Raw genomic sequence first — 18,242 nt, 5'->3', positions numbered from 1 at the left:
CGATACCGCGCCCCGAAAGGACCGCCGCCGTGCCGCCGTCCAGCGCCAGCACCACCGACGCCAGATCGTCCGCTCCCAGTGGCGGCGTCCAGTCCCTCGAGCGCGCCTTCGATCTGCTGGAGCGCATGGCGGACGCCGGGGGCGAGGTCGGCCTGAGCGAGCTCTCCGCGAGCAGCGGGCTGCCGCTGCCCACCATTCACCGGCTGATGCGCACCCTCGTGGCCTGCGGATACGTACGACAGCAGACCAACCGCCGGTACGCGCTCGGTCCCCGGCTGATCCGCCTCGGCGAGTCCGCCTCCCGGCTGCTCGGCACCTGGGCCCGCCCCTATCTGGCGCGCCTGGTGGAGGAGACCGGCGAGACCGCGAACATGGCGCTGCTCGACGGGGACGAGATCGTGTACGTCGCCCAGGTGCCGTCCAAGCACTCGATGCGCATGTTCACCGAGGTGGGCCGCCGGGTGCTGCCGCACTCCACGGGCGTCGGCAAGGCGCTGCTGGCCCACACTCCGGACGACGAGGTGCGGGCGCTGCTCGCCCGTACGGGAATGCCCGCCGCGACGGAGAAGACGATCATCACGCCGGACGGCTTCCTCGCCGCGCTCGACGAGGTGCGCCGGACCGGCTACGCGGTCGACGACAACGAGCAGGAGATCGGCGTCCGCTGCCTGGCCGTCTCCGTGCCCGACTCCCCGACCGCCGCCGCGATCTCGATCTCCGGCCCGGCCGGCCGGGTCACCGAGGCCGCCACCGAGAAGATCGTGCCGGTGCTCCAGCAGGTCGCGGCCGAACTGTCGGAGGCTCTGGCCAGCTCGGGACCGGGCGCCGGCTGACCCGGGCTCGGGCTGACCGGGCCCCGGCCGTGTCCGCGAGGACGGGGGCGGGAGGCCGCACACCGTTCCAGGCCCGGCTCGGTCCACCCCGGACAACACGCACCGCTCCCCGCCCGGCTCGGTCCACCCCCGGCCCCGCGCACCGCTCCCCGCCCGGCTCAGACCACCCCCGGCCCCGCGCACCGCTCCCCGCCCGTCGCGGTGTACGCCTCCGACACCGCGCACCGCACCCCGCCCCGCTCAGTCCGCCCCGGACACCGGGACGGGCATCTCCAGGCGCCCGTCCGTCATCTCCCGTACCGCGTCCGCCTCGCCGAGGCGGGCGCGGTCGTGTGTCACGAGGACGGTCGCCGTGGCGCGCTCACGCGTGAGCCGCAGCAACAGGTCGATCACCGCCGTACCGCGTTCGTGGTCGAGCGCGCTGGTCGGCTCGTCGACCAGGAGCACCGACGGCTCGTTGACCAGCGCTCGGGCGATGTTCACCCGCTGCCGCTGACCGCCTGACAACTGGTGGGGGCGCCGGTGGGCCAGGTCGCCGAGCCCGACCTCGGCGAGCAACTCCCTCGCGCGCCGCGGCACTCGGCGGCGCCCGTCCAGGTGGCCCATCACCTGGAGCTGTTCCAGCGCGGTCAGCGAGGGCAGCAGGTTCGGCTGCTGGAACACGATGCCGATCTCGCGCCGCCGCAGGACGGCCCGCTCGGCGGAGGTCAGCGTCCCTGTCTCCGTACCGCCGACGAGGACACGTCCGCGGTCCGGGGCGACCAGGGTCGCGGCGACCGCGAGGAGGCTGGACTTGCCGGATCCGGAGGGCCCCACGACGGCCGTCGTCGTTCCGGCGGGCACCAGGAGGCCGACGCCGTCCAGAGCGGTCACACGGCCGTCGCCGTCGGGGTAGGTGAGGGTGATGTCGTCGAGGGTCAGGCTCATCGGGCAGTCTCCGGAGTTCTCATCGGGCGCTCGCCAGCGCGGTCAGCGGGTCGACGGCGGTGATCCGCCGGACGGACAGACCCGCGCCGAGCACCCCGAGAGCGATCGTCACGGCGGCGGGTCCGAGCACGGCCGGTCCGGCCGGTGCGAACGGCACACCGCCGCCCCGCACGAGCGCGCCGGCTCCGGCCGCGAGCCCGGTGCCGAGCAGCGTCCCTGCGGCGAGCAGGAACACCGCCTGGCCCAGCGCGTCGCGCAGCAGATACGGCGTGGAGGCGCCCAGCGCCTTCAGGACCGCGATGTCGGGCGCCCGCTGGATCGTCCAGACCGTGAAGAACGCCCCGGTGACGAGTGCCGAGATCACGAAGAGGAATCCGCGCATGAGCTGGAGCGAGCCGTTCTCGGCCCGGTAGGAGCCGATGGCGGTGAGGGCGTCGCCCTTGGTGAAGGTCTTCGTGCCGGCGGCACGGTCGGCCGCCCGCAGATCGGCTCCGTCGGTACGCAGGGCGATCACGGTCGCCGGACCGGAGAGGTCGGTCCACACGACCGGAGTGTGGCTGTACGAGGCACGGCCGGCCACGCCCGCGACGGTCAGCTCGGCGCCGCCGAGCCCCACCCGGTCCCCGGGCGTCACGCCGAGCGCGGCGGCGGCCTTCTCGGACAGCACGGCACGGCCCGGGGCGACCCCCGGCGGGGCGATGCCCGACCCCGGCCGCACGGCGAACGCGGACACCGCGGCCGTACGATCCCCGGCGGCCGCGTTCAGGGTGCGGATGGCGATCGGCTCGGCCGAGGTGACGCCGGGTGTGCCGGACCAGGTCTCCCAGGCACGGGACGGCACTCGCGCCCCGGTGAAGGACACCGGCTGCCCCGCGGCCGGCGCGGCGAAGGCCAGGTGGTCGGCGGGCAGCGCGGTGACCGCGGAGGTGTTCTCCTCGGCGAGCCCGGCGGTCAGCCCGGACAGCAGCCCCACGAGCAGGGTGATCAGTACGACGACGGCTCCCATCAGGGCGAACCGCCCCTTGGCGAACCGTAGGTCTCTCCATGCGACGAACATGCCTCGACCCTGCCGCCCGGACCCCGTCCGGGGCATCGCCCCGCGGCACGCTTCCCCGGGTCCGAAGGTGGGGCGCGCGGATCGCCGGGAGACGCACCGCGCGGAACCGAAGGGACGGCGGCCCGCGGACCCGGGAGGAGGACCGCGCCGGCGAAGGGAGCAGCCCGCTTTCAACCTTTCGGTTGACCGGGTCCGGCACCGGCCCGCCTACCCTGGAACGACCATGAATGTCCCCCTCCGCTCCCCCGTCGTCGCCGTCCTGCGGCTGTGCCTGTACGCCCTGCTCGCGGGCCTTCTCCTGCTGGCCGCCGTCCGCTGCGGGGACACCGGGCACCCGGCGGCGGTCGTCGTGTCGGTCCTCGTGACGGGGGTGGTGCTCGCGGCGGGCGCGGTCTCCGGGGCGGTGCACCGCTCACGGCGTACGGCCGCGCTGTGGGTGGCCGCCCTCAGCGTGAGCTGGCTGGCACTCGTCACACTCTCACCGGACGGGCTGTGGGTGGCGTTCCCTCTCTACTTCCTGCAACTGCACCTGCTGCCGGTGCGCTGGAGCCTGCCCGCGGTGGCCCTGACGGCGGGGGCGGCCGTCGCGAGCTTCGTCGCGCACGGCGCGCCCCTGACGCCCGGCGCGTTCATCGGGCCGCTGCTCGGGGCGGGGGTCGCGGTCGCCACGGTCCTCGGGTACGAGGCGCTGTACCGGGAGAGCGAGCGCCGCCGCGAGCTGATCGAGGAACTCATCGCCGCCCGTGCAGAACTGGCCGAGGCCGAACGCGCCGCGGGCACGCTCGCCGAACGGGAGCGGCTCGCCCGCGAGATCCACGACACGCTCGCCCAGGGCCTGTCCAGCATCCAGCTCCTGCTGCGGGCCGCCCAGCGACTGCTGCCCGCGGACTCCCCCGCCGCACCGCATCTGGAGCAGGCCCGGGCGACCGCGCAGGACAACCTCGCCGAAGCCCGTCGCTTCGTCCGCGCGCTCACCCCTCCGGGTCTGGAACACGGTTCGCTCGCCGCCGCGCTGGAGCGGCTGTGCCGGTCGGCCGCCGTGGACACGCCGAAGGTCCGCTTCTCGGTGAGCGGTCCGCCGGCCGGGCTTCCGACTCCGTACGAGGTGGCCCTGCTGCGGATCGCGCAGTCGGCGCTCGGCAACGCGCTGCGCCACGCGCACGCGGATCGCGTGGAGATCACGCTGAGCTTCATGGACACCTCGGTCGCGCTGGACGTGGTGGACGACGGGGCCGGCTTCACCCCCGGCGGCGTACGGCCGGACGCGGACCACACGGACCGGAACCACGCCGGTCGAGACGATGCTGGTCGAGACCACGCCGTACGAGACCACTCCGGTCGCGACCGGGACCGTGAGGGCGGGGGCTCCTCGGACGGGGGCTTCGGTCTTCCCGCGATGCGTTCACGCGCGCGGTCGCTGGGCGGGACGTTCACCGTCGAGTCGGCTCCCGGGCAGGGCACGGCGGTGGCGGTCACGCTGCCGTTGCCCGTCACCGGGGAGCCGCCCGGGACGGCCTCCGCCGGCGCCGTCGGGCCCGAGCCCGCCCGCGCCGCGGGAAAGCCCGCCCGCGCCGCGGGGAGCCGGGTATGACGGTCCGCCTGTTGCTCGCGGACGACCACCCCGTCGTCCGTGCCGGACTGCGCGCGGTGCTGTCCGCGGAACCGGACTTCGAGATCGTCGCGGAGGCGCCGACGGCGGAGGCCGCGGTGGAGCGGGCGGGGGCCGGTGGTGTGGACGTCGTCCTCATGGACCTCCAGTTCGGCGCCGGGATGCACGGGGCGGAGGCCACGGCGGTCATCACGGCACGCCCCGGCGCACCCCGGGTCCTCGTCCTGACCACGTACGACACCGACGCGGACATCCTCGCCGCGGTCGAGGCGGGCGCCTCCGGCTACCTCCTCAAGGACGCTCCGCCCGAGGAGCTCTCCGCCGCCGTGCGCACCGCCGCGTCGGGTCACTCGGCGCTCGCCCCGAAGGTCGCCGACCGGCTCATGGACCGCATGCGTACTCCGGCCGCCGCCCTCAGCCGACGCGAACTGGAGGTCCTCGAACTGGTCAGGGACGGCCTCTCGAACCAGCGGATCAGCAAGGAGCTGTTCCTGAGCCAGGCGACCGTGAAATCCCATCTGGTGCACATCTACGCCAAGTTGGGTGTGGACTCCCGCACCTCGGCCGTGGCGGCGGCCACCGAGCGGGGTGTCATCCGCAGGGGACGCTAGGGCCTGTCCGACACGCCCCGGGAGGTCCCGGCCGGACCGGACGGGAGGGCTGCCGCTCCGCGGGCACGGTCCCGCCCGTGGTCAGCGCCAGGTTCGGTGCGGGGGTTCCCCGAAGAGTTCGACCGCGCTGCGGACGTCCGCGAGGCGGGTCGCCAGAGCGCTCACCGAGCCGATCGCGCCCGCGACCAGGAGGAGCGAGCGGCGCAGCCGGGGAATCTCCGGGACGCCTCCGGCAGCCATCGCGGCGAGGGACGCGAGCTCGTCCTCGGCGATGCCCCGGTCGGGGAACTCCACCGGATGCACGGCGAGTTCACGGCGCAGCCGGGCGACGGCGGTACGCAACTCCGTCACCCTCGGATCCTCGTCGCTGCCCGTCACCGGTCTCTGCCCCAAGCTCCGCAGCACAGCTCTCCCCCTCGCGCGCCGTTATACGTCGGTCCCGCTCATGTCGGCTCCAGTTCCCCATGGCGGTGGTCGGGCGCCGGGGGACGCGGGCCAGTAAACGCCACCCGGTACGCCGGCGCCACAGCGCGGACCGAAATTCAGCCCGGGGACACCGCGGTGACGGCCCGGGTTCCGGGGCACGCTCCGGCCCGGTCGGGTATGCAGGGGACATGACGGAGAACAAGGGCGAGGTGGTGGGGCTGGTGCTGGCGGCCGGCGGTGGACGGCGTCTCGGGGGCCGCCCCAAGGCACTGCTGCCCCACCGGGGGCGGCCCCTCGTCGAACACGCGGTCGGCGAGCTGCGCGCCGGCGGCTGCGCCCGCGTCCATGTCGTCCTCGGCGCGCGGGCCGATGCCGTACGGGATCAGGCCTCGCTGCCCGGGTGCGTCCTCGTGGACAACCCTCGCTGGGAGGAGGGCATGGGTTCCTCGCTGCGGGCCGGGCTCGGCTCGCTGACGGACTCGGGTGCGCGGGCCGTCCTGGTGTCGCTGGTCGACCAGCCGGGGATCGGCCGGGAGGCGGTGGCCCGGGTGCTGGCCGCGTACACCGGCCCGCTGACGCTCGCCGCGGCGGCGTACGACGGTGAACGCGGCCATCCGGTGCTCTTCGGGGCCGGTCACTGGGCCGGGATCGCGGCGGCCGCCACCGGCGACCGGGGGGCGCGCGCCTATCTGAAGGCGCACGACGAGGCGGTCGTCCTCGTCGAGTGCGGGGATGTGGCGCGGGCGTACGACATCGACACGGAGGCCGACCTGGTCCACCTCGAGTGAACGGGGTGGCACCGAGCGCCACCTTCCGTCGACCTGGAGAGTCTCGACATCAACAAACCATTGAACTTCCACCATGAGGAAATTAGTATCCACTGCTCAGAAGCGTCTCGTCGTACCGAGGGCGCCCGGAGCCGTCCGCACACGCCGCGGCACCGGGTGCCAGGCACGATGACGCCGTCCATGGTTCGCTCGTTCGACCGGCATGCGGCTCGCCCGCAGGCCCCGTACGCGGATCGTCGTCAACAGCTCGCCCGCACGCAGCTCGCTGAAGGAGTGACAGCTCATGTCCGCACCAGCGCCGTCCCCGCTGGCCATCGTCGACGCCGAGCCCCTGCCCCGGCAGGAGGAGGTCCTCACCGAAGCGGCCCTGGCCTTCGTGGCCGAGCTGCACCGGCTGTTCACGCCCCGGCGTGACGAGCTCCTCGCCCGCCGCGCGGAGCGGCGTGCCGAGATCGCCCGCACCTCCACGCTCGACTTCCTCCCGGAGACCGCCGCGATCCGCGCGGACGACTCCTGGAGGGTGGCCCCCGCTCCGGCCGCGCTGAACGACCGCCGGGTCGAGATCACCGGCCCCACCGACCGCAAGATGACCATCAACGCCCTCAACTCGGGCGCCCGGGTCTGGCTCGCGGACTTCGAGGACGCCTCCGCGCCCACCTGGGAGAACGTGGTCACCGGTCAGCTGAACCTGACCGACGCGTACGCCCGCCGCATCGACTTCACCGACCCGGCGTCCGGAAAGTCGTACGCCCTCAGGCCGGACGCCGAGCTCGCGACCGTCGTGATGCGACCGCGCGGCTGGCATCTGAACGAGCGTCACCTCGTCGCCGCCGACGGCACGCCCGTGCCCGGTGCGCTGGTCGACTTCGGCCTCTACTTCTTCCACAACGCCCAGCGGCTGCTCGACCTCGGCAAGGGCCCGTACTTCTATCTGCCCAAGACCGAGTCCCACCTCGAAGCCCGCCTGTGGAACGACGTGTTCGTCTTCGCGCAGGACTACGTCGGCGTCCCGCAGGGCACGGTCCGCGCGACCGTCCTGATCGAGACGATCACGGCCGCCTACGAGATGGACGAGATCCTCTACGAACTCCGCGACCACGCCTCCGGGTTGAACGCGGGCCGCTGGGACTACCTGTTCTCCATCGTCAAGAACTTCCGTGACGGCGGGACCAAGTTCGTCCTGCCGGACCGCAACGCGGTGACGATGACGGCCCCGTTCATGCGCGCGTACACCGAACTCCTCGTCCGCACCTGCCACAAGCGCGGCGCGCACGCGATCGGCGGCATGGCCGCGTTCATCCCCTCGCGGCGCGACGAGGAGGTCAACAAGGTCGCCTTCGAGAAGGTCAAGGCCGACAAGGACCGTGAGGCGGGCGACGGCTTCGACGGCTCGTGGGTGGCGCACCCCGACCTCGTCCCGATCGCGATGGCCTCCTTCGACGCCGTCCTCGGCGACCGGCCGAACCAGAAGGACCGGCTGCGCGAGGACGTGTCGGTCGCGGCCGGCGACCTCATCGCCGTCGACTCGCTCGACGCCCGGCCGACGTACGACGGTCTGGTCAACGCCGTTCAGGTCGGCATCCGTTACATCGAGGCCTGGCTGCGCGGCCTGGGCGCGGTCGCCATCTTCAATCTCATGGAGGACGCCGCCACCGCCGAGATCTCGCGCTCGCAGATCTGGCAGTGGATCAACGCGGGTGTCGTCTTCGAGCACGACGGCAGGACCGTGGCGGCCACCCCGGAGCTGGCCCGTGAGATCGCCGCGCGGGAACTCGCGGACATCCGCGCCGGGATCGGCGAGGAGGCCTTCGCGGCCGGCCGCTGGCAGCAGGCGCACGACCTGCTCCTGAAGGTCGCGCTGGACGAGGACTACGCGGACTTCCTCACCCTGCCCGCCTACGAGCAGCTCACCGGCTGACCCGGCTCAGTCCGCCGCACCCGCTCCGTCGGCCGTACGGTCCGAGTGGCCCAGGGATCTTTCCGGGGCCACTCGGTCGCGCACCAGGCGCTTGACCGCGGTCGGCTCGGGAAAGCCCTGCTCGCGGCGGTCCCAGATCACCTCGTCGTTGACCCGGACGACGAAGACACCGCCGGTGCCGGGCTTCAGGGACAGCTCGTCCAGCTCCGCCTCGAAGGTGGTGAGCAGTTCCTGGGCCAGCCAGGCCGCGCGGGGCAGCCAGCGGCACTGGGTGCAGTACTCGATCTGGACCCGCTGGACGTCCGTCATCCCAGATGCACCGACCAATCCTGTTCCGCCGACGGTTTGCCGTGCAGGTCCGGGACGCGTTTGAGCCAGTCCGGGCGGCCCCGCTGGGTCCGCTCCGCGCGGTCGGCGTCCTCGGCCGCGAGCTGTTCCCGGCTCGGGAAGTCCGTGGGGAGCCAGGCCGCGGAGGCGCGGACACGGGCGAGGAGGTAGCCGACGTACGCCTCGCGGACCGCGTCGGGGCTCGCGAAGCCCGGCTCGTCCATGAGCCAGGCGTCGGGCACCTGCGCCAGGATCGTGCGCAGCAGCTCCTCGGTGACCAGGGGGGCGAGTTCGGCGTCGGCCGCACGGGTGTCGGGGCCGTGGCCGCCGAGCGCGTGGCTCCTGAAGTCGTACGACTTCTCCGGCGCGGAGGCGTCCCAGCGGTGGTGGAAGACGAGGGCGGCGCCGTGGTCGATCAGCCAGAGGCGGGGCGGGGCGATGCCGAAGGTGGGCCAGATCATCAGGTTCGAACTGTGCACCGTGCGGTCCACGTTGACCGTGAGGGCGTCCAGCCAGATCACCTTGCCCGCCTCCAGCGGGTCGACCGGGAACGTCCGCGCGACCTCGGGGGTGAAGTCCTTCGCGCCCGGCAGGTAGTCCATGCCGAGGTTGAGCCCGGCACTGGCCCGGAGCAGGTCCTGGACCTCCTGATGGGGTTCGTGCGCGCCGGAGACCGGGTCGAAGTGGACGAGGACCAGTTCGGGGAAGCGCAGCCCGAGAGCCCGGGCCAGCTCACCGACGACGATCTCGGCGACCAGCGCCTTGTGGCCCTGGGCGGCCCCCGTGAACTTGACGACGTAGGTCCCGAAGTCGTCGGCCTCCATGACTCCGGGCACGGAGCCGCCTGAGCTCAGGGGTGCGACGTAGCGGGTCGCGGTGACCTCTTTCAACACTTTCTCAGGCCACCAATCTCTTCAACCTTGCCGTACATGGCCGACTTCGCAGGTGTTCAGCAGCGGGAATCACCTGTCGACGGGACCTCCGACCCTACGCCCGCCCCGACACACCGCCCACCTGACCCCCGCCCCGGCCGTACTGACCGGTCAGTATGTACGGCGCCCTGGACGCGGCGGCCCTCGGAGGTCCCGAGGTCGGCGAGCAGTCGGCCGACGCGGATGGCACCGATGCCGGGAAGCGATTCAAGGACGCGGCGCACCCGGATCGTGCCGACCACCGCGGCCTTCCGGGCGAACAGGTCCGTGAGCGGCAGGGTTGCCGAGTTCACTGCGTGGTGGGCGAGTCCGCGTGCCGCAGGCGTGATGCCGGCGGCAGGGAGGTGCGCGCTCCCGTCTCCGGTGCGGCGCGGAACGCCTCGATCACGTAGGCGGCGAAGCGGCGGGAGGCTGTGAGCCGGGCCGGGAGGGGCGTGTGCTGGAGGCCCTGGTGGGCCGTGAGCATGAGGATCAGGTCGTCCACGATGAAGCCGCGGCGGAGCTCGCCTGTCTCCTGGGCGCGGCGGGCCAGTTCGGCGATCGCGCGCACGGTCCGCTCGCGGTCGGCGGCGAAGTCCATGGACTCGGGGAAGGCCGTCATGAAAGCGTCGGCGAATCCGCGGCTGTGTGCGTGGAGTTCGCAGATCCGCTCGATCAGGCTCTGGAATCCGTGCCACGGGTCCGCGTCCGCGAGGGCGTAGCGGACGGCGGCGTGACAGGCCCGGCGCTGCTCGGTGAAGGTCTGCGCGATCAGTTCCCGCTTGGTCGGGAAGTGCCGGTACAGCGTGGCGGGGGCGAGGTCCGCGTGCCGGGCGACGTCGCGCATGGGCGCGCTCAGGCCCTCCTCGCCGAACACCGAGCGGGCGGCGTCCAGGATGCGGGCCCGGTTGTCGCGGGTGTCGGAGCGCACGGTCCGAGGCAAGTGGCCGGTCATCGTCTCTCACTTCAGCCAGACGGACAGGGGCGTCCGTTACGGTCCGACGGCGGTGCCGCCGCCCCGCCCCGGAGATCCGCCGGTGGTCCCGGTGGTGGGGCCGATTCGATACCCACGGTCGCAGCAGTCGTGTCCGTCCGTCCACCGGCCTACCCGAGGAGCAGCAATGAAAGCCGTCGTCATCAGGGCGTTCGGAGACCCTGAGGGCCTGGAGGTCATCGACATGCCCGTGCCGGTTCCCGCTCCGGGGCAGGTGCGGATCGCCACGGAGGCGATCGGAGTGGGCGGTGTGGACGCCGTGATCCGCCGGGGAACGCTCGCCGCCTACGGCTTCCGGGCGGGCCATCTTCTCGGCAGCGAGGTCGCGGGAAGCGTCACCGCGGTGGGAGAGGGCGTGGACGCCTCGTGGATCGGGCAGCGGGTATGGGCGTTCACCGGCCTGTCCGGTGGGTATGCCGAGCAGGCCGTCACCTCGGTCGATGATGTGCTGCCGCTGCCCCGCGGCCTGAGCGGCACCGACGCGGTCGCTCTCGGTGGCTCCGGCGTGGTCGCCCACTTCGCCCTGGAGCGGGCCCGTTTCGCACCCGGGGAGACGGTGCTCGTGCGCGGTGCGGCGGGCAGCATCGGGATCACGGCGGTCCAGCTCGCGGCCAGGAACGGCGCGGGCTCGGTGGCGGTCACCACCTCATCGGCCGAGCGTGGCGCCCGCCTGAAGGAGCTGGGCGCCACGCACGTCCTGAACCGCTCCGGTGAGGGCGGCCAGGACGCACCGGCGGGCTTCGACGTGGTGATCGATGTCGTGGGGGGTCCCCAACTTCCTCTTTTCCTGGACATGTTGAACTCCAACGGACGGTACGTGGCCGTCGGCGTGGTCGGTGGGCAGCCGCCGGCGGACTTCGGCATGCGGCTGATGGACGCCTTCCGCAGATCGCTGTCGTTCGCCACCTTCAGCTCCGACACCGTGCCCGGCTCCGACCGGCAGGCCGTACGGTCGTCCCAGTTCGCCGATGCCGCGCTCGGGGACCTGCGCACGGTGGTGCACGAGGTGCTGGCGCTGGACCAGGCGGCGTCGGCCCACCGCAAGATGGACGCGGGAGAGGTGTTCGGGAGGGTCGTGCTGGTGCCCTGAGCGGGCAGAGACGGCGTTCGCCGCGCCGGGCAAGAGCCTTGTCGCCCGCTCTCGCCGCAGCCTCCGACGATCCGTCGACGACGGCCTCTGGACGATCACCGGCCACGAAAGTCCTGTACGAGCCAAGACGCGCCCAACTGCCTTTGCCTGCAATGGAACCGGGACTATCGTCAGCCTTGATCATGACACAGGCTCCATTATCGGAAATGGGGAATCATGAACCGATACGCCCATCTCGCCTTCACCGACGACGTCCGTACCGTGCAGCGGGAGCGGGGCAGTGCCGATGCGATGGAGCGCATGCTCGGCGGGGACCCGGAGGAACCCGACCGGATCGGCCCCGCCGAGGCGGCGTTCATTACGGCGAGAGACGGCTTCTACCTGGCCAGCACGAGCGCCGACGGCTGGCCCTACGTGCAGTACCGGGGCGGACCGCCCGGCTTCGTGCACGTACTGGATGCCGGGACTCTGGCATACCTGGAGGTACGCGGCAACCGGCAGTACATCACCACCGGCAACCTCCGGGGCGACGACCGGGTGTCCCTGTTCTTCATGGACTACGCGCACCGTATCCGGCTGAAGGTGATGGCGCGTGCGGAGGCCCTCGACACCTCACGGGCACCGGAGTTGGGCGAGCGGCTCGCCGACGTCCGTACGGACGGCAGGCCGGAGCAGCTGATGGTGATCCGCGTCGAGGGACTCGCCTGGAACTGCTCCAAACACATCACCCCCCGCTTCTCGGAAGCCGAACTCGAGGAGGTGCTGCTGCCGGTCCAGCAGCGGATCGAGGCCCTCACGGTGGAGAACGAGGCGTTACGGGCGAAGCTTCGCGACCGGTGAGGCCGCACACCCGGCCCGGGGTCGGGGCCGGCCTCCGGCCCCGGCCCCGGTGTGTGCCGGAGGTCAGCCCGTGGCGATCTTGGCCCGGATCAGCCAGAGCCGGTTCGCGTGCCGTCGCCCGCGGGGCTGCACGTCGTAGGGCCAGCGGCCCTCGCCGGCGCCCGCCTGTCCCGGCTCCTTCAGATCGGCGACGTCCCAGCCGTTGGCCTCCAGGAAGGGCTCCGGCTCGTCGGTGCCGAAGATCCACGGGGTGCCGTCGGCGGCCAGCTTGTCCAGGAAGGGCCGGGAGAACGGGCTGCGCAGCAGGCCCCGGCCCAGGATGTCGAAGGCCAGGTGGCTGCCGGGCGCGGAGGCCGAGGCGAGTAGTTGCAGCAGGCCCGCGGCCTGCTCCTCGGTCAGGAAGAAGGTCAGCGCCTCCGCGACCCACAGGGTGGGACGGGACGGGTCGAAGCCCGCCTCCTCGAGCGTGGGCAGCCATTCCCGGGTGAGGTCGGCGGACACCTCGTGGCGGCGCACCGTGGGCTTGGCGCCCAGGGCGTCCAGACGGCGCCGCTTCTCCTGGATGAGGGGCCCGTGGTCCACCTCGTAGAGGTCGACGTCGTCGGGCCAGTCGAGGCGGAAGGCGCGGGTGTCCATGCCGGCGGCGATCAGCACCACCTGGTGGATGGTGCCGTCGGCGAGCAGGTCGCCGATCGCGTCGTCGAGGTAGCGGGTACGGATGGTGATGAACGGCAGCAGTCCGCCGCCCGCGTAGCGGTCGATCAGCTCGAAGCCCTTGGGCTCGGCGAGCTCGCGGGCCAGCGGGTCGACATACAGGGCGTCCTCGCGCTCTGACTCCAGGGCGCGGGCGGCGGCCATCCACTGGGCGGTGTACGAAACAGCGTGCATGGGTGAGGTGGTCCCTTCCGAGGTGAGACGTGAGTGCGGTGCCGGTGCGGATCAGTGCCGGACGACCGCTTTGCTGCGCATCAGGAACTCACCGAGGAACCCGTCGTGGGGCAGGCCCGGCGCGATCCGGTAGGTGGGCTCGTCGCCCACGTACACATTGCTGATGGTCGGCTCGTCGAGGAGCCGGTCGATCAGCTCCTCCTGGTGGGTCAGGACGGTGAGGACGAGGCTGCCGCGCAGCACCGCGATGCCCGCCTCCGGGGTCCAGGGAGCGACCCAGACGCAGGGAAACGGCAGCTCGACCCCGGTCTGCGGCGCGTCGGGCCGGTCGACCTGGTGCACGGCCGGGCGCAACGCGGCACTTCCGTCGCCGAGTTCGGCGACGACGTCGTCGGCGCCGCGCCATGCCCGGGCGCCCTCGGCCCGCCGTGCGAGATGCGCCGCCAGGGCCCGGGCCGCGGCGGCGGGCTGCACGGGGAGCACCGCCTTGTCGTCGTCCGGCGCGACGGCCGGCAGGGCACCGAGGCGTTCGGCGAGGGCCTCGCACAGCGGTGCCGGGTCGCCCTCGACGTACACCGCGGTGGCGTTGACGCAACCGGTGCCGCCGTGATGGGCGACCGAGTCGACGATGATGTCGAGGTGGTCGCGCCAGTCGACGTCCCCGGTGAGCAGGATCTTGGACCGGCCGGGGCCCTGGGTCAACACCGTCGGGTCGGCCCCGTACCGGCGCACCACGTCGTCGCCGCCGTAGACCATGCCGAGGTCCGCTCCCCGCAGCAGGTCGTCGGCCTGCTCGTGTCCGGTGGGGAGCAGGGCCACGTGGTCGTCGCCGAAACCGACGGCGCGCAGGGCGCTGATCAGCCGGTGGGGGGTGAAGGGCTCGCGCCGGGAGGGCCGCACCGCGACGCGGTACCCGAGTGCCAGCGCCTCGGGCCACAGGCTGTGGGTGCCGGGGTGATTACCGGCCGCGTTCACGGCGAACACCTCGCCGCGCCGAGTCCATATCGCACGGCCGGCTCGGGTCCTGGGGTCCCGCCAGTCGTCGACGGCGCCCTGGGGCCTGGCCTGCCAGGCGCTCTCCCACGCGGCCGCCAGCCGGGTGGCGAGGGAACGGGTGGCGACGCGGACGACCTGGATGGGGATGCCGCCGACCCGGCTGACGTCGTGTTCGTACTCCGCGACGGTGCGACCGGCGACCGTGCCGGTGGAGAACAGGTCCGCGGCCCGGCGCAGCGCGGCGGCCCGCTCGTCCGGGCCCAGCGGGGCGGCCGACCGGAGGGCGGCGAGGGAACGGTTCACGAACAGGCTGGGAACCATGCTGAGTTCGGCGGCCGCTTCGCCCCGTACGTCGGTGACGGTGAGGCGGTTGCGGGCGCGGTAGGGACCTCGCGGGCCGAGCGCCGCCAGCACGGTGTCGGGGGTGGCGGCCATCAGTAGACCCCCTCGATGACCTGCTCGCTCTCGAAGGTCGCGACGGGGGCGATGTCCGCGACGGAGTCCCCGAACCCGCCCTCGGGCGGCGCCACCCGGGTGGCCAGGTCGCGTTCGAGGTTGTTGGGCAGCAGGAAGGAGCGGCTGAGGTGGTGCGCCACCACCCTCCCGCGCTCGCCGAGGGCGACGGGCTCGCGGGTCTCGGGGTCGACGACGCCGAACGTGACGTGTGGGCCGAGTGTGTCGAAGACGCACGGGTCGTCGTCGGACAGCCCCGGGCGCTCACCGGCGAAGCCGACGATCATGGTGCTTCCGTAGTTGCCGGCGAGCACTGTGCCGGGGAAGACCTCGGTGCGGTAGAGGTGGCGGGAGTCCGGGTCGAGCTGGGTACCGCCCCAGCGGATCGCCCGCACCTTCTCGTTGACGATGTCGACGAGGTCCTCGCGCCGGGCCAGCCGTTCCAGCAGCGGCGGGGTGATGGTGAGGACGCCGATCTCCTGGTTGCGCAGGACGTCGGCGGCCTGGTCGATCACATGCTCCGCGTACGCGGAGGCCTCCGCCCCGCGCCCCTCTGCGATACACCGCTTCACCCAGCGCGGGTCCAGGTCGATGGCGAAGCCGTGGCGTCCGAAGGCGGCCGCGCTGCGGCGGAAGTACTCGCCGACGATGTGCGGGCCGGAGGGGACCAGCCCGAGCCAGTCGGTGCCGCGCGGGAAACCGTACGCGTCCAGGGCGGCGTTGCTCCAGGCGAGCATCCGCTCCAGCCAGTCCCGCAGCAGGACGACCCGCTTGGGCACACCGGTGGTGCCACCGCTCTCGAAGACGCCGACCACGTCCGGGTGTTCGCCGTAGCCGCGCGGTATGAGGTCCGCGACCGGTGCGTACCGCAGTTCGCCCGAGACGTTCGGGAAGAGGGCGAGGTCCGCGAGGGTACGGACGTCGGTGCGGGGGTCGAACTCCAGGGTTCGGGCCCGGTTCAGCCAGAACGGTGAGCCGGTGGCCGGGCTGAAGTGCCAGTCCATGGCGGCGCGTACGAAGGAGTCCGGATCGGGCCGGGTGTCCGGCGGTGGTTCGAGCAAGTCGATGAGCTCGGCGATATCCAGCGTCATGGTACGTCCCGGGGAAGGTCTGTGGTCAGGAGTGGATGGCGCAGGCGACGGCGACGGGGTTGCCGTCCGGGTCGGCGACATGGGCGATGCGTTCGCCCCACGGCATGTCGGCGGGGGCGCGCAGCAGGGGCACCCGGATGTCGGCGAGCTGCTTGAGGGTGGTGTCCAGATCGTCGACCAGGACGAACATCTCGAAGCACGGTCCCGGAGCGGACGGGACGCCGCACTGGGCGGCGGGCCAGTCCGCCGAGACCACGGCCAGTTCCGTGGTGCCCCGCCGCAGGCCGATGTAGGCAGGCTCGCCCTCCGGGGGGTTCTGGCTCTGCCGGGTGAAGCCGAGCAGCTCGTAGAACTCGGCGGTCGCACCGACCCGGTCGGCGAAGATCAGGGGGAACGCGCGTTCCTGCATGGGCGGTTGACTCCTGGAGTCGGGGTCGGCGGTCCGCCGGGCCGAGGCCGGCCGGTCCTGGGCGGGATGGTGGAAGCGGCGGTCGACGTGGACCAGGGGGGTCCGGTCGCCGACGAAGGTCCGCTCGACGCGGCCGAGCAGGGCCGTGTGGTCTCCGGCGTCCAGTACGGAGTGCAGGGTGCAGGCGATCCGCGCGGAGGCCCCCGGCAGTCCCGGCAGACCCAGCTCCAGAGGGCGCAGGTCTCCGGCCGCGAACCGGTCGATGCCGGACGTCGCGAAACGGCGGGCCACCTGGTGCTGCCCGCGTCCCAGCACGCTGACGAGAAACCTCTCGGCTGCCGTGAACGCCGGGTGGGTGCTCGCGCCCTTGTCCAGGCAGACCAGGACCAGGGGCGGGTCCAGTGACGCGGAGCAGAACGAGCTGGCGGTGAACCCGTACGGAACGCCGTCCGGGCCGTACGTCGCCACGACGGTCACCGGAGTCGGTACTCGCGCCATCGCCGAGGTGAAGCTGACCGTGTCCATGAAAGCCGCCTCTCTTCGCTACGGCTGGAGCCGGGTGAGGCGCCAGGCGTCCCCGTCCCGCTGGTAGCCGAGCCGGTGGTGGAGCCGGTCCGAGCGCGCGCACCAGAACTCCACCTCGTCCGGGCGCAGGACGTAGCCGACGAACCGCTCGGGGCGCGGCAGGGCGGACCCCGTGGCGCCCAGTTCCTCCGCGCGGGCCAGCAGGGCACCCGGGTCGGCGAGCGGCTCGCTCTGCCGGGATGCCGCCGACATGGCGTGCAGCGGGACGGGGCGGGCGGCCCAGAGTGCGTCCGCCCGGTCCTCGGGGACGGCCGTCACCGGCCCGTTCAGGCTGATCTGCTGGCCGGTTTCGCGCCAGTAGAGCAGTCCGGACGCCCAGCCGGTCTCGACGATCTCCTGGCTCTTGCGGCTGGTGCTGTGAGTGGTGAACAGCAGGCCGTCGTCGTCGGCCGTGAGGAACGCGACGATGCGGGTGGACGGACGCCCGCGTCGGTCGGCGGTCGCCAGCGCCAGCGCCCGCGGCTCACGCACCTCCAGCTCCACCGCGCGGTCCAGCCAGTCGCGTACCAGTCCCATGGGTTCGGGCGGCGGGTCGTCGTACTCGGGGAACCGGAGATCGGTTGTACCGGTGATGCTCTCGAACCTGCTCGTGTTCATCGCACGCCTTCCTCGCCGGGCCGCTTCGTTCGGATCGGACTGATTGCCCTAGACAAAGAGGGTTCCCCTCCCGGCCGTGACGCCGTGGCCCCCGACGTGGACGGATTCGACGTTCTCGCCGTCGCCCCGGGCCGTGGCCAGCATCAGGGAGGGACGGCCCATCTCGACGCCCTGCAGGATCTCCAGCGACTGCCCGTATCGGGCCAGGCCGTGCCGGGCCAGGTGGATGGCGAGGGGTCCGGCGGCCGAGCCGGTCGCCGCGTCCTCGACCACCCCGTAGGCAGGGCTGAACATCCGGGCCCGCCACTTCGTCCCCTCCCCCGCGAAGCAGTTGGCGGCCATGTCGGAAAAACGGGAGAGGGCCCGGTGGTCCGGCCGCAGCGCGGACAGCGCGGGAACGCTCTCCAGGCCGACGAAGACGTGCCGGGGGCCGTTGCGGTAGACCTCGACGGGTGCGGTGGAGGCGGGCACACCCAGCGCCGCCAGGAGTTCCCCGGCGTGCTCGTAGGGCTCCCAGACGGGGTGCGGCTGACGCATCCGGACGGTCACCGCGCCGTCGTCGTCGCCGAGTTCCACGGGGATGACGCCCATGGCGGTCTCCAGTCGCAGCCGGTCCCGCTTGCGGGTCTCCCCGAGCGCGACTGCGGTACCGAGCAACGGGTGCCCCGCGAAGGGGAGTTCGTTGACCGGCGTGAAGATCCTTATGCGGGCGTCACCGCCCTGCCGGGGAGGCAGCACGAAGGTGGTCTCGGAGAGGTTCATCTCCCGGGCGATGCGCTGCATCTGATCGGCGCGCAGATCCTCGGCGTCGAGGAACACGGCGACCGGGTTGCCGTACAGCGGCTCCCGGGAAAAGGCGTCCACGAGCAGGTACTCGTGCATCGGCACGTCT

The 18,242-nt window shown here is 72.6% G+C and carries 20 protein-coding genes; 7 read left to right on the top strand and 13 right to left on the bottom strand.

Going from position 1 to position 18,242, the window contains the following annotated elements:
- The first annotated feature begins 29 nt into the window (after positions 1 to 29).
- Positions 30 to 833, top strand: a complete 804-nt coding sequence (locus tag OG410_RS32555; RefSeq protein ID WP_329302376.1) for an IclR family transcriptional regulator — start codon at positions 30 to 32, stop codon at positions 831 to 833.
- A 240-nt stretch (positions 834 to 1,073) separates the two neighbouring features.
- Here the strand turns inward: OG410_RS32555 and OG410_RS32550 are convergent, their stop codons facing one another.
- Complete coding sequence (locus tag OG410_RS32550) at positions 1,074 to 1,760, bottom strand: ABC transporter ATP-binding protein (protein ID WP_329302375.1); 687 nt, start codon at positions 1,758 to 1,760, stop codon at positions 1,074 to 1,076.
- A 19-nt stretch (positions 1,761 to 1,779) separates the two neighbouring features.
- Positions 1,780 to 2,817 (bottom strand): ABC transporter permease, encoded by a 1,038-nt coding sequence (locus OG410_RS32545; RefSeq protein WP_329302374.1) that lies wholly within the window; start codon positions 2,815 to 2,817, stop codon positions 1,780 to 1,782.
- Positions 2,818 to 3,040: 223 nt separating this feature from the next.
- On the opposite strand from OG410_RS32545, the gene OG410_RS32540 reads away from it, so the two are divergent.
- Together OG410_RS32540 and OG410_RS32535 are read left to right on the top strand one after the other, a co-directional pair.
- Positions 3,041 to 4,408 (top strand): sensor histidine kinase, encoded by a 1,368-nt coding sequence (locus OG410_RS32540; protein WP_329302373.1) that lies wholly within the window; start codon positions 3,041 to 3,043, stop codon positions 4,406 to 4,408.
- Positions 4,405 to 5,037, top strand: a complete 633-nt coding sequence (locus tag OG410_RS32535) for a response regulator transcription factor (RefSeq protein ID WP_329302372.1) — start codon at positions 4,405 to 4,407, stop codon at positions 5,035 to 5,037. The genes OG410_RS32540 and OG410_RS32535 overlap by 4 nt, the downstream gene beginning before the upstream one ends.
- An 81-nt stretch (positions 5,038 to 5,118) precedes the next feature.
- Here the strand turns inward: OG410_RS32535 and OG410_RS32530 are convergent, their stop codons facing one another.
- Positions 5,119 to 5,442, bottom strand: a complete 324-nt coding sequence (locus OG410_RS32530; protein WP_329302371.1) for a DUF5955 family protein — start codon at positions 5,440 to 5,442, stop codon at positions 5,119 to 5,121.
- 209 nt (positions 5,443 to 5,651) lie between these two features.
- Between OG410_RS32530 and OG410_RS32525 the strand changes: the two genes are divergently transcribed.
- Both OG410_RS32525 and aceB read left to right on the top strand, forming a co-directional pair.
- Positions 5,652 to 6,251 carry a nucleotidyltransferase family protein gene (locus OG410_RS32525; RefSeq protein ID WP_329302370.1) on the top strand — a complete coding sequence of 200 codons (600 nt, stop codon included), beginning with the start codon at positions 5,652 to 5,654 and terminating at the stop codon, positions 6,249 to 6,251.
- A 283-nt stretch (positions 6,252 to 6,534) separates the two neighbouring features.
- On the top strand, positions 6,535 to 8,169 hold the full coding sequence (gene aceB, locus OG410_RS32520) for a malate synthase A (RefSeq protein WP_329302369.1): 1,635 nt from the start codon (positions 6,535 to 6,537) through the stop codon (positions 8,167 to 8,169).
- Positions 8,170 to 8,175: 6 nt separating this feature from the next.
- Here the strand turns inward: aceB and OG410_RS32515 are convergent, their stop codons facing one another.
- From OG410_RS32515 to OG410_RS32505, 4 genes are read right to left on the bottom strand one after another with little or no spacing between them, the layout of a single operon-like run.
- Positions 8,176 to 8,478 (bottom strand): SelT/SelW/SelH family protein, encoded by a 303-nt coding sequence (locus tag OG410_RS32515; protein ID WP_326784733.1) that lies wholly within the window; start codon positions 8,476 to 8,478, stop codon positions 8,176 to 8,178.
- A complete protein-coding gene (locus OG410_RS32510; RefSeq protein WP_329302368.1) occupies positions 8,475 to 9,389 on the bottom strand; it encodes a HipA family kinase in 915 nt (304 codons plus the stop codon). Before OG410_RS32510 ends, OG410_RS32515 begins: the two co-directional genes overlap by 4 nt.
- 56 nt (positions 9,390 to 9,445) lie before the next feature.
- Complete coding sequence (locus OG410_RS42670; protein WP_443063922.1) at positions 9,446 to 9,670, bottom strand: hypothetical protein; 225 nt, start codon at positions 9,668 to 9,670, stop codon at positions 9,446 to 9,448.
- 47 nt (positions 9,671 to 9,717) lie between these two features.
- Positions 9,718 to 10,362 carry a TetR/AcrR family transcriptional regulator gene (locus tag OG410_RS32505; RefSeq protein ID WP_329302367.1) on the bottom strand — a complete coding sequence of 215 codons (645 nt, stop codon included), beginning with the start codon at positions 10,360 to 10,362 and terminating at the stop codon, positions 9,718 to 9,720.
- Positions 10,363 to 10,528: 166 nt separating this feature from the next.
- Here OG410_RS32505 and OG410_RS32500 point away from each other — a divergent pair, with 166 nt between their 5' ends.
- Positions 10,529 to 11,491 carry a zinc-dependent alcohol dehydrogenase family protein gene (locus OG410_RS32500; RefSeq protein ID WP_329302366.1) on the top strand — a complete coding sequence of 321 codons (963 nt, stop codon included), beginning with the start codon at positions 10,529 to 10,531 and terminating at the stop codon, positions 11,489 to 11,491.
- A 216-nt stretch (positions 11,492 to 11,707) separates the two neighbouring features.
- Positions 11,708 to 12,331 carry a pyridoxamine 5'-phosphate oxidase family protein gene (locus OG410_RS32495; RefSeq protein WP_329302365.1) on the top strand — a complete coding sequence of 208 codons (624 nt, stop codon included), beginning with the start codon at positions 11,708 to 11,710 and terminating at the stop codon, positions 12,329 to 12,331.
- 63 nt (positions 12,332 to 12,394) lie between these two features.
- On the opposite strand, the gene OG410_RS32490 is transcribed toward OG410_RS32495, so the two are convergent.
- The 6 genes from OG410_RS32490 to OG410_RS32465 are packed head-to-tail and all read right to left on the bottom strand — an operon-like array spanning position 12,395 to position 18,232.
- Complete coding sequence (locus tag OG410_RS32490) at positions 12,395 to 13,219, bottom strand: class I SAM-dependent methyltransferase (RefSeq protein WP_329302364.1); 825 nt, start codon at positions 13,217 to 13,219, stop codon at positions 12,395 to 12,397.
- Between the two features lie 51 nt (positions 13,220 to 13,270).
- Positions 13,271 to 14,650 carry an aldehyde dehydrogenase family protein gene (locus OG410_RS32485; RefSeq protein WP_329302363.1) on the bottom strand — a complete coding sequence of 460 codons (1,380 nt, stop codon included), beginning with the start codon at positions 14,648 to 14,650 and terminating at the stop codon, positions 13,271 to 13,273.
- Positions 14,650 to 15,759 (bottom strand): phenazine antibiotic biosynthesis protein, encoded by a 1,110-nt coding sequence (locus tag OG410_RS32480; protein WP_329302362.1) that lies wholly within the window; start codon positions 15,757 to 15,759, stop codon positions 14,650 to 14,652. The genes OG410_RS32485 and OG410_RS32480 overlap by 1 nt, the downstream gene beginning before the upstream one ends.
- Positions 15,760 to 15,784: 25 nt before the next feature.
- A complete protein-coding gene (locus OG410_RS32475) occupies positions 15,785 to 16,693 on the bottom strand; it encodes a flavin reductase (RefSeq protein WP_329302361.1) in 909 nt (302 codons plus the stop codon).
- 18 nt (positions 16,694 to 16,711) lie between these two features.
- Positions 16,712 to 17,350: a phenazine biosynthesis FMN-dependent oxidase PhzG gene (phzG, locus tag OG410_RS32470; protein ID WP_329302360.1), complete on the bottom strand. Its 639-nt coding sequence runs from the start codon at positions 17,348 to 17,350 to the stop codon at positions 16,712 to 16,714.
- Between the two features lie 48 nt (positions 17,351 to 17,398).
- The gene (locus tag OG410_RS32465) at positions 17,399 to 18,232 is read right to left on the bottom strand and encodes a PhzF family phenazine biosynthesis protein (RefSeq protein WP_443063822.1); all 834 of its coding nucleotides are present in this window, start codon (positions 18,230 to 18,232) and stop codon (positions 17,399 to 17,401) included.
- Positions 18,233 to 18,242 lie beyond the last annotated feature (10 nt).

The organism is Streptomyces sp. NBC_00659 (genome assembly GCF_036226925.1).
Taxonomy (GTDB): Bacteria; Actinomycetota; Actinomycetes; order Streptomycetales; family Streptomycetaceae; genus Streptomyces.
This window is presented reverse-complemented; position numbering and strand designations above follow the sequence as displayed.

What these genes read in the sequence shown, in the direction of transcription:
- OG410_RS32550 (WP_329302375.1), bottom strand. Translation starts at nt 1,760, where the DNA reads ATGAGCCTGACCCTCGACGACATCACCCTCACCTACCCCGACGGCGAC.
- OG410_RS32545 (WP_329302374.1), bottom strand. Translation starts at nt 2,817, where the DNA reads ATGTTCGTCGCATGGAGAGACCTACGGTTCGCCAAGGGGCGGTTCGCC.
- OG410_RS32540 (WP_329302373.1), top strand. Translation starts at nt 3,041, where the DNA reads ATGAATGTCCCCCTCCGCTCCCCCGTCGTCGCCGTCCTGCGGCTGTGC.
- OG410_RS32535 (WP_329302372.1), top strand. Translation starts at nt 4,405, where the DNA reads ATGACGGTCCGCCTGTTGCTCGCGGACGACCACCCCGTCGTCCGTGCC.
- OG410_RS32525 (WP_329302370.1), top strand. Translation starts at nt 5,652, where the DNA reads ATGACGGAGAACAAGGGCGAGGTGGTGGGGCTGGTGCTGGCGGCCGGC.
- aceB (WP_329302369.1), top strand. Translation starts at nt 6,535, where the DNA reads ATGTCCGCACCAGCGCCGTCCCCGCTGGCCATCGTCGACGCCGAGCCC.
- OG410_RS32515 (WP_326784733.1), bottom strand. Translation starts at nt 8,478, where the DNA reads ATGACGGACGTCCAGCGGGTCCAGATCGAGTACTGCACCCAGTGCCGC.
- OG410_RS32505 (WP_329302367.1), bottom strand. Translation starts at nt 10,362, where the DNA reads ATGACCGGCCACTTGCCTCGGACCGTGCGCTCCGACACCCGCGACAAC.
- OG410_RS32500 (WP_329302366.1), top strand. Translation starts at nt 10,529, where the DNA reads ATGAAAGCCGTCGTCATCAGGGCGTTCGGAGACCCTGAGGGCCTGGAG.
- OG410_RS32495 (WP_329302365.1), top strand. Translation starts at nt 11,708, where the DNA reads ATGAACCGATACGCCCATCTCGCCTTCACCGACGACGTCCGTACCGTG.
- OG410_RS32490 (WP_329302364.1), bottom strand. Translation starts at nt 13,219, where the DNA reads ATGCACGCTGTTTCGTACACCGCCCAGTGGATGGCCGCCGCCCGCGCC.
- OG410_RS32485 (WP_329302363.1), bottom strand. Translation starts at nt 14,650, where the DNA reads ATGGCCGCCACCCCCGACACCGTGCTGGCGGCGCTCGGCCCGCGAGGT.
- OG410_RS32480 (WP_329302362.1), bottom strand. Translation starts at nt 15,759, where the DNA reads ATGACGCTGGATATCGCCGAGCTCATCGACTTGCTCGAACCACCGCCG.
- OG410_RS32475 (WP_329302361.1), bottom strand. Translation starts at nt 16,693, where the DNA reads ATGGACACGGTCAGCTTCACCTCGGCGATGGCGCGAGTACCGACTCCG.
- phzG (WP_329302360.1), bottom strand. Translation starts at nt 17,350, where the DNA reads ATGAACACGAGCAGGTTCGAGAGCATCACCGGTACAACCGATCTCCGG.
- OG410_RS32465 (WP_443063822.1), bottom strand. Translation starts at nt 18,232, where the DNA reads ATGCACGAGTACCTGCTCGTGGACGCCTTTTCCCGGGAGCCGCTGTAC.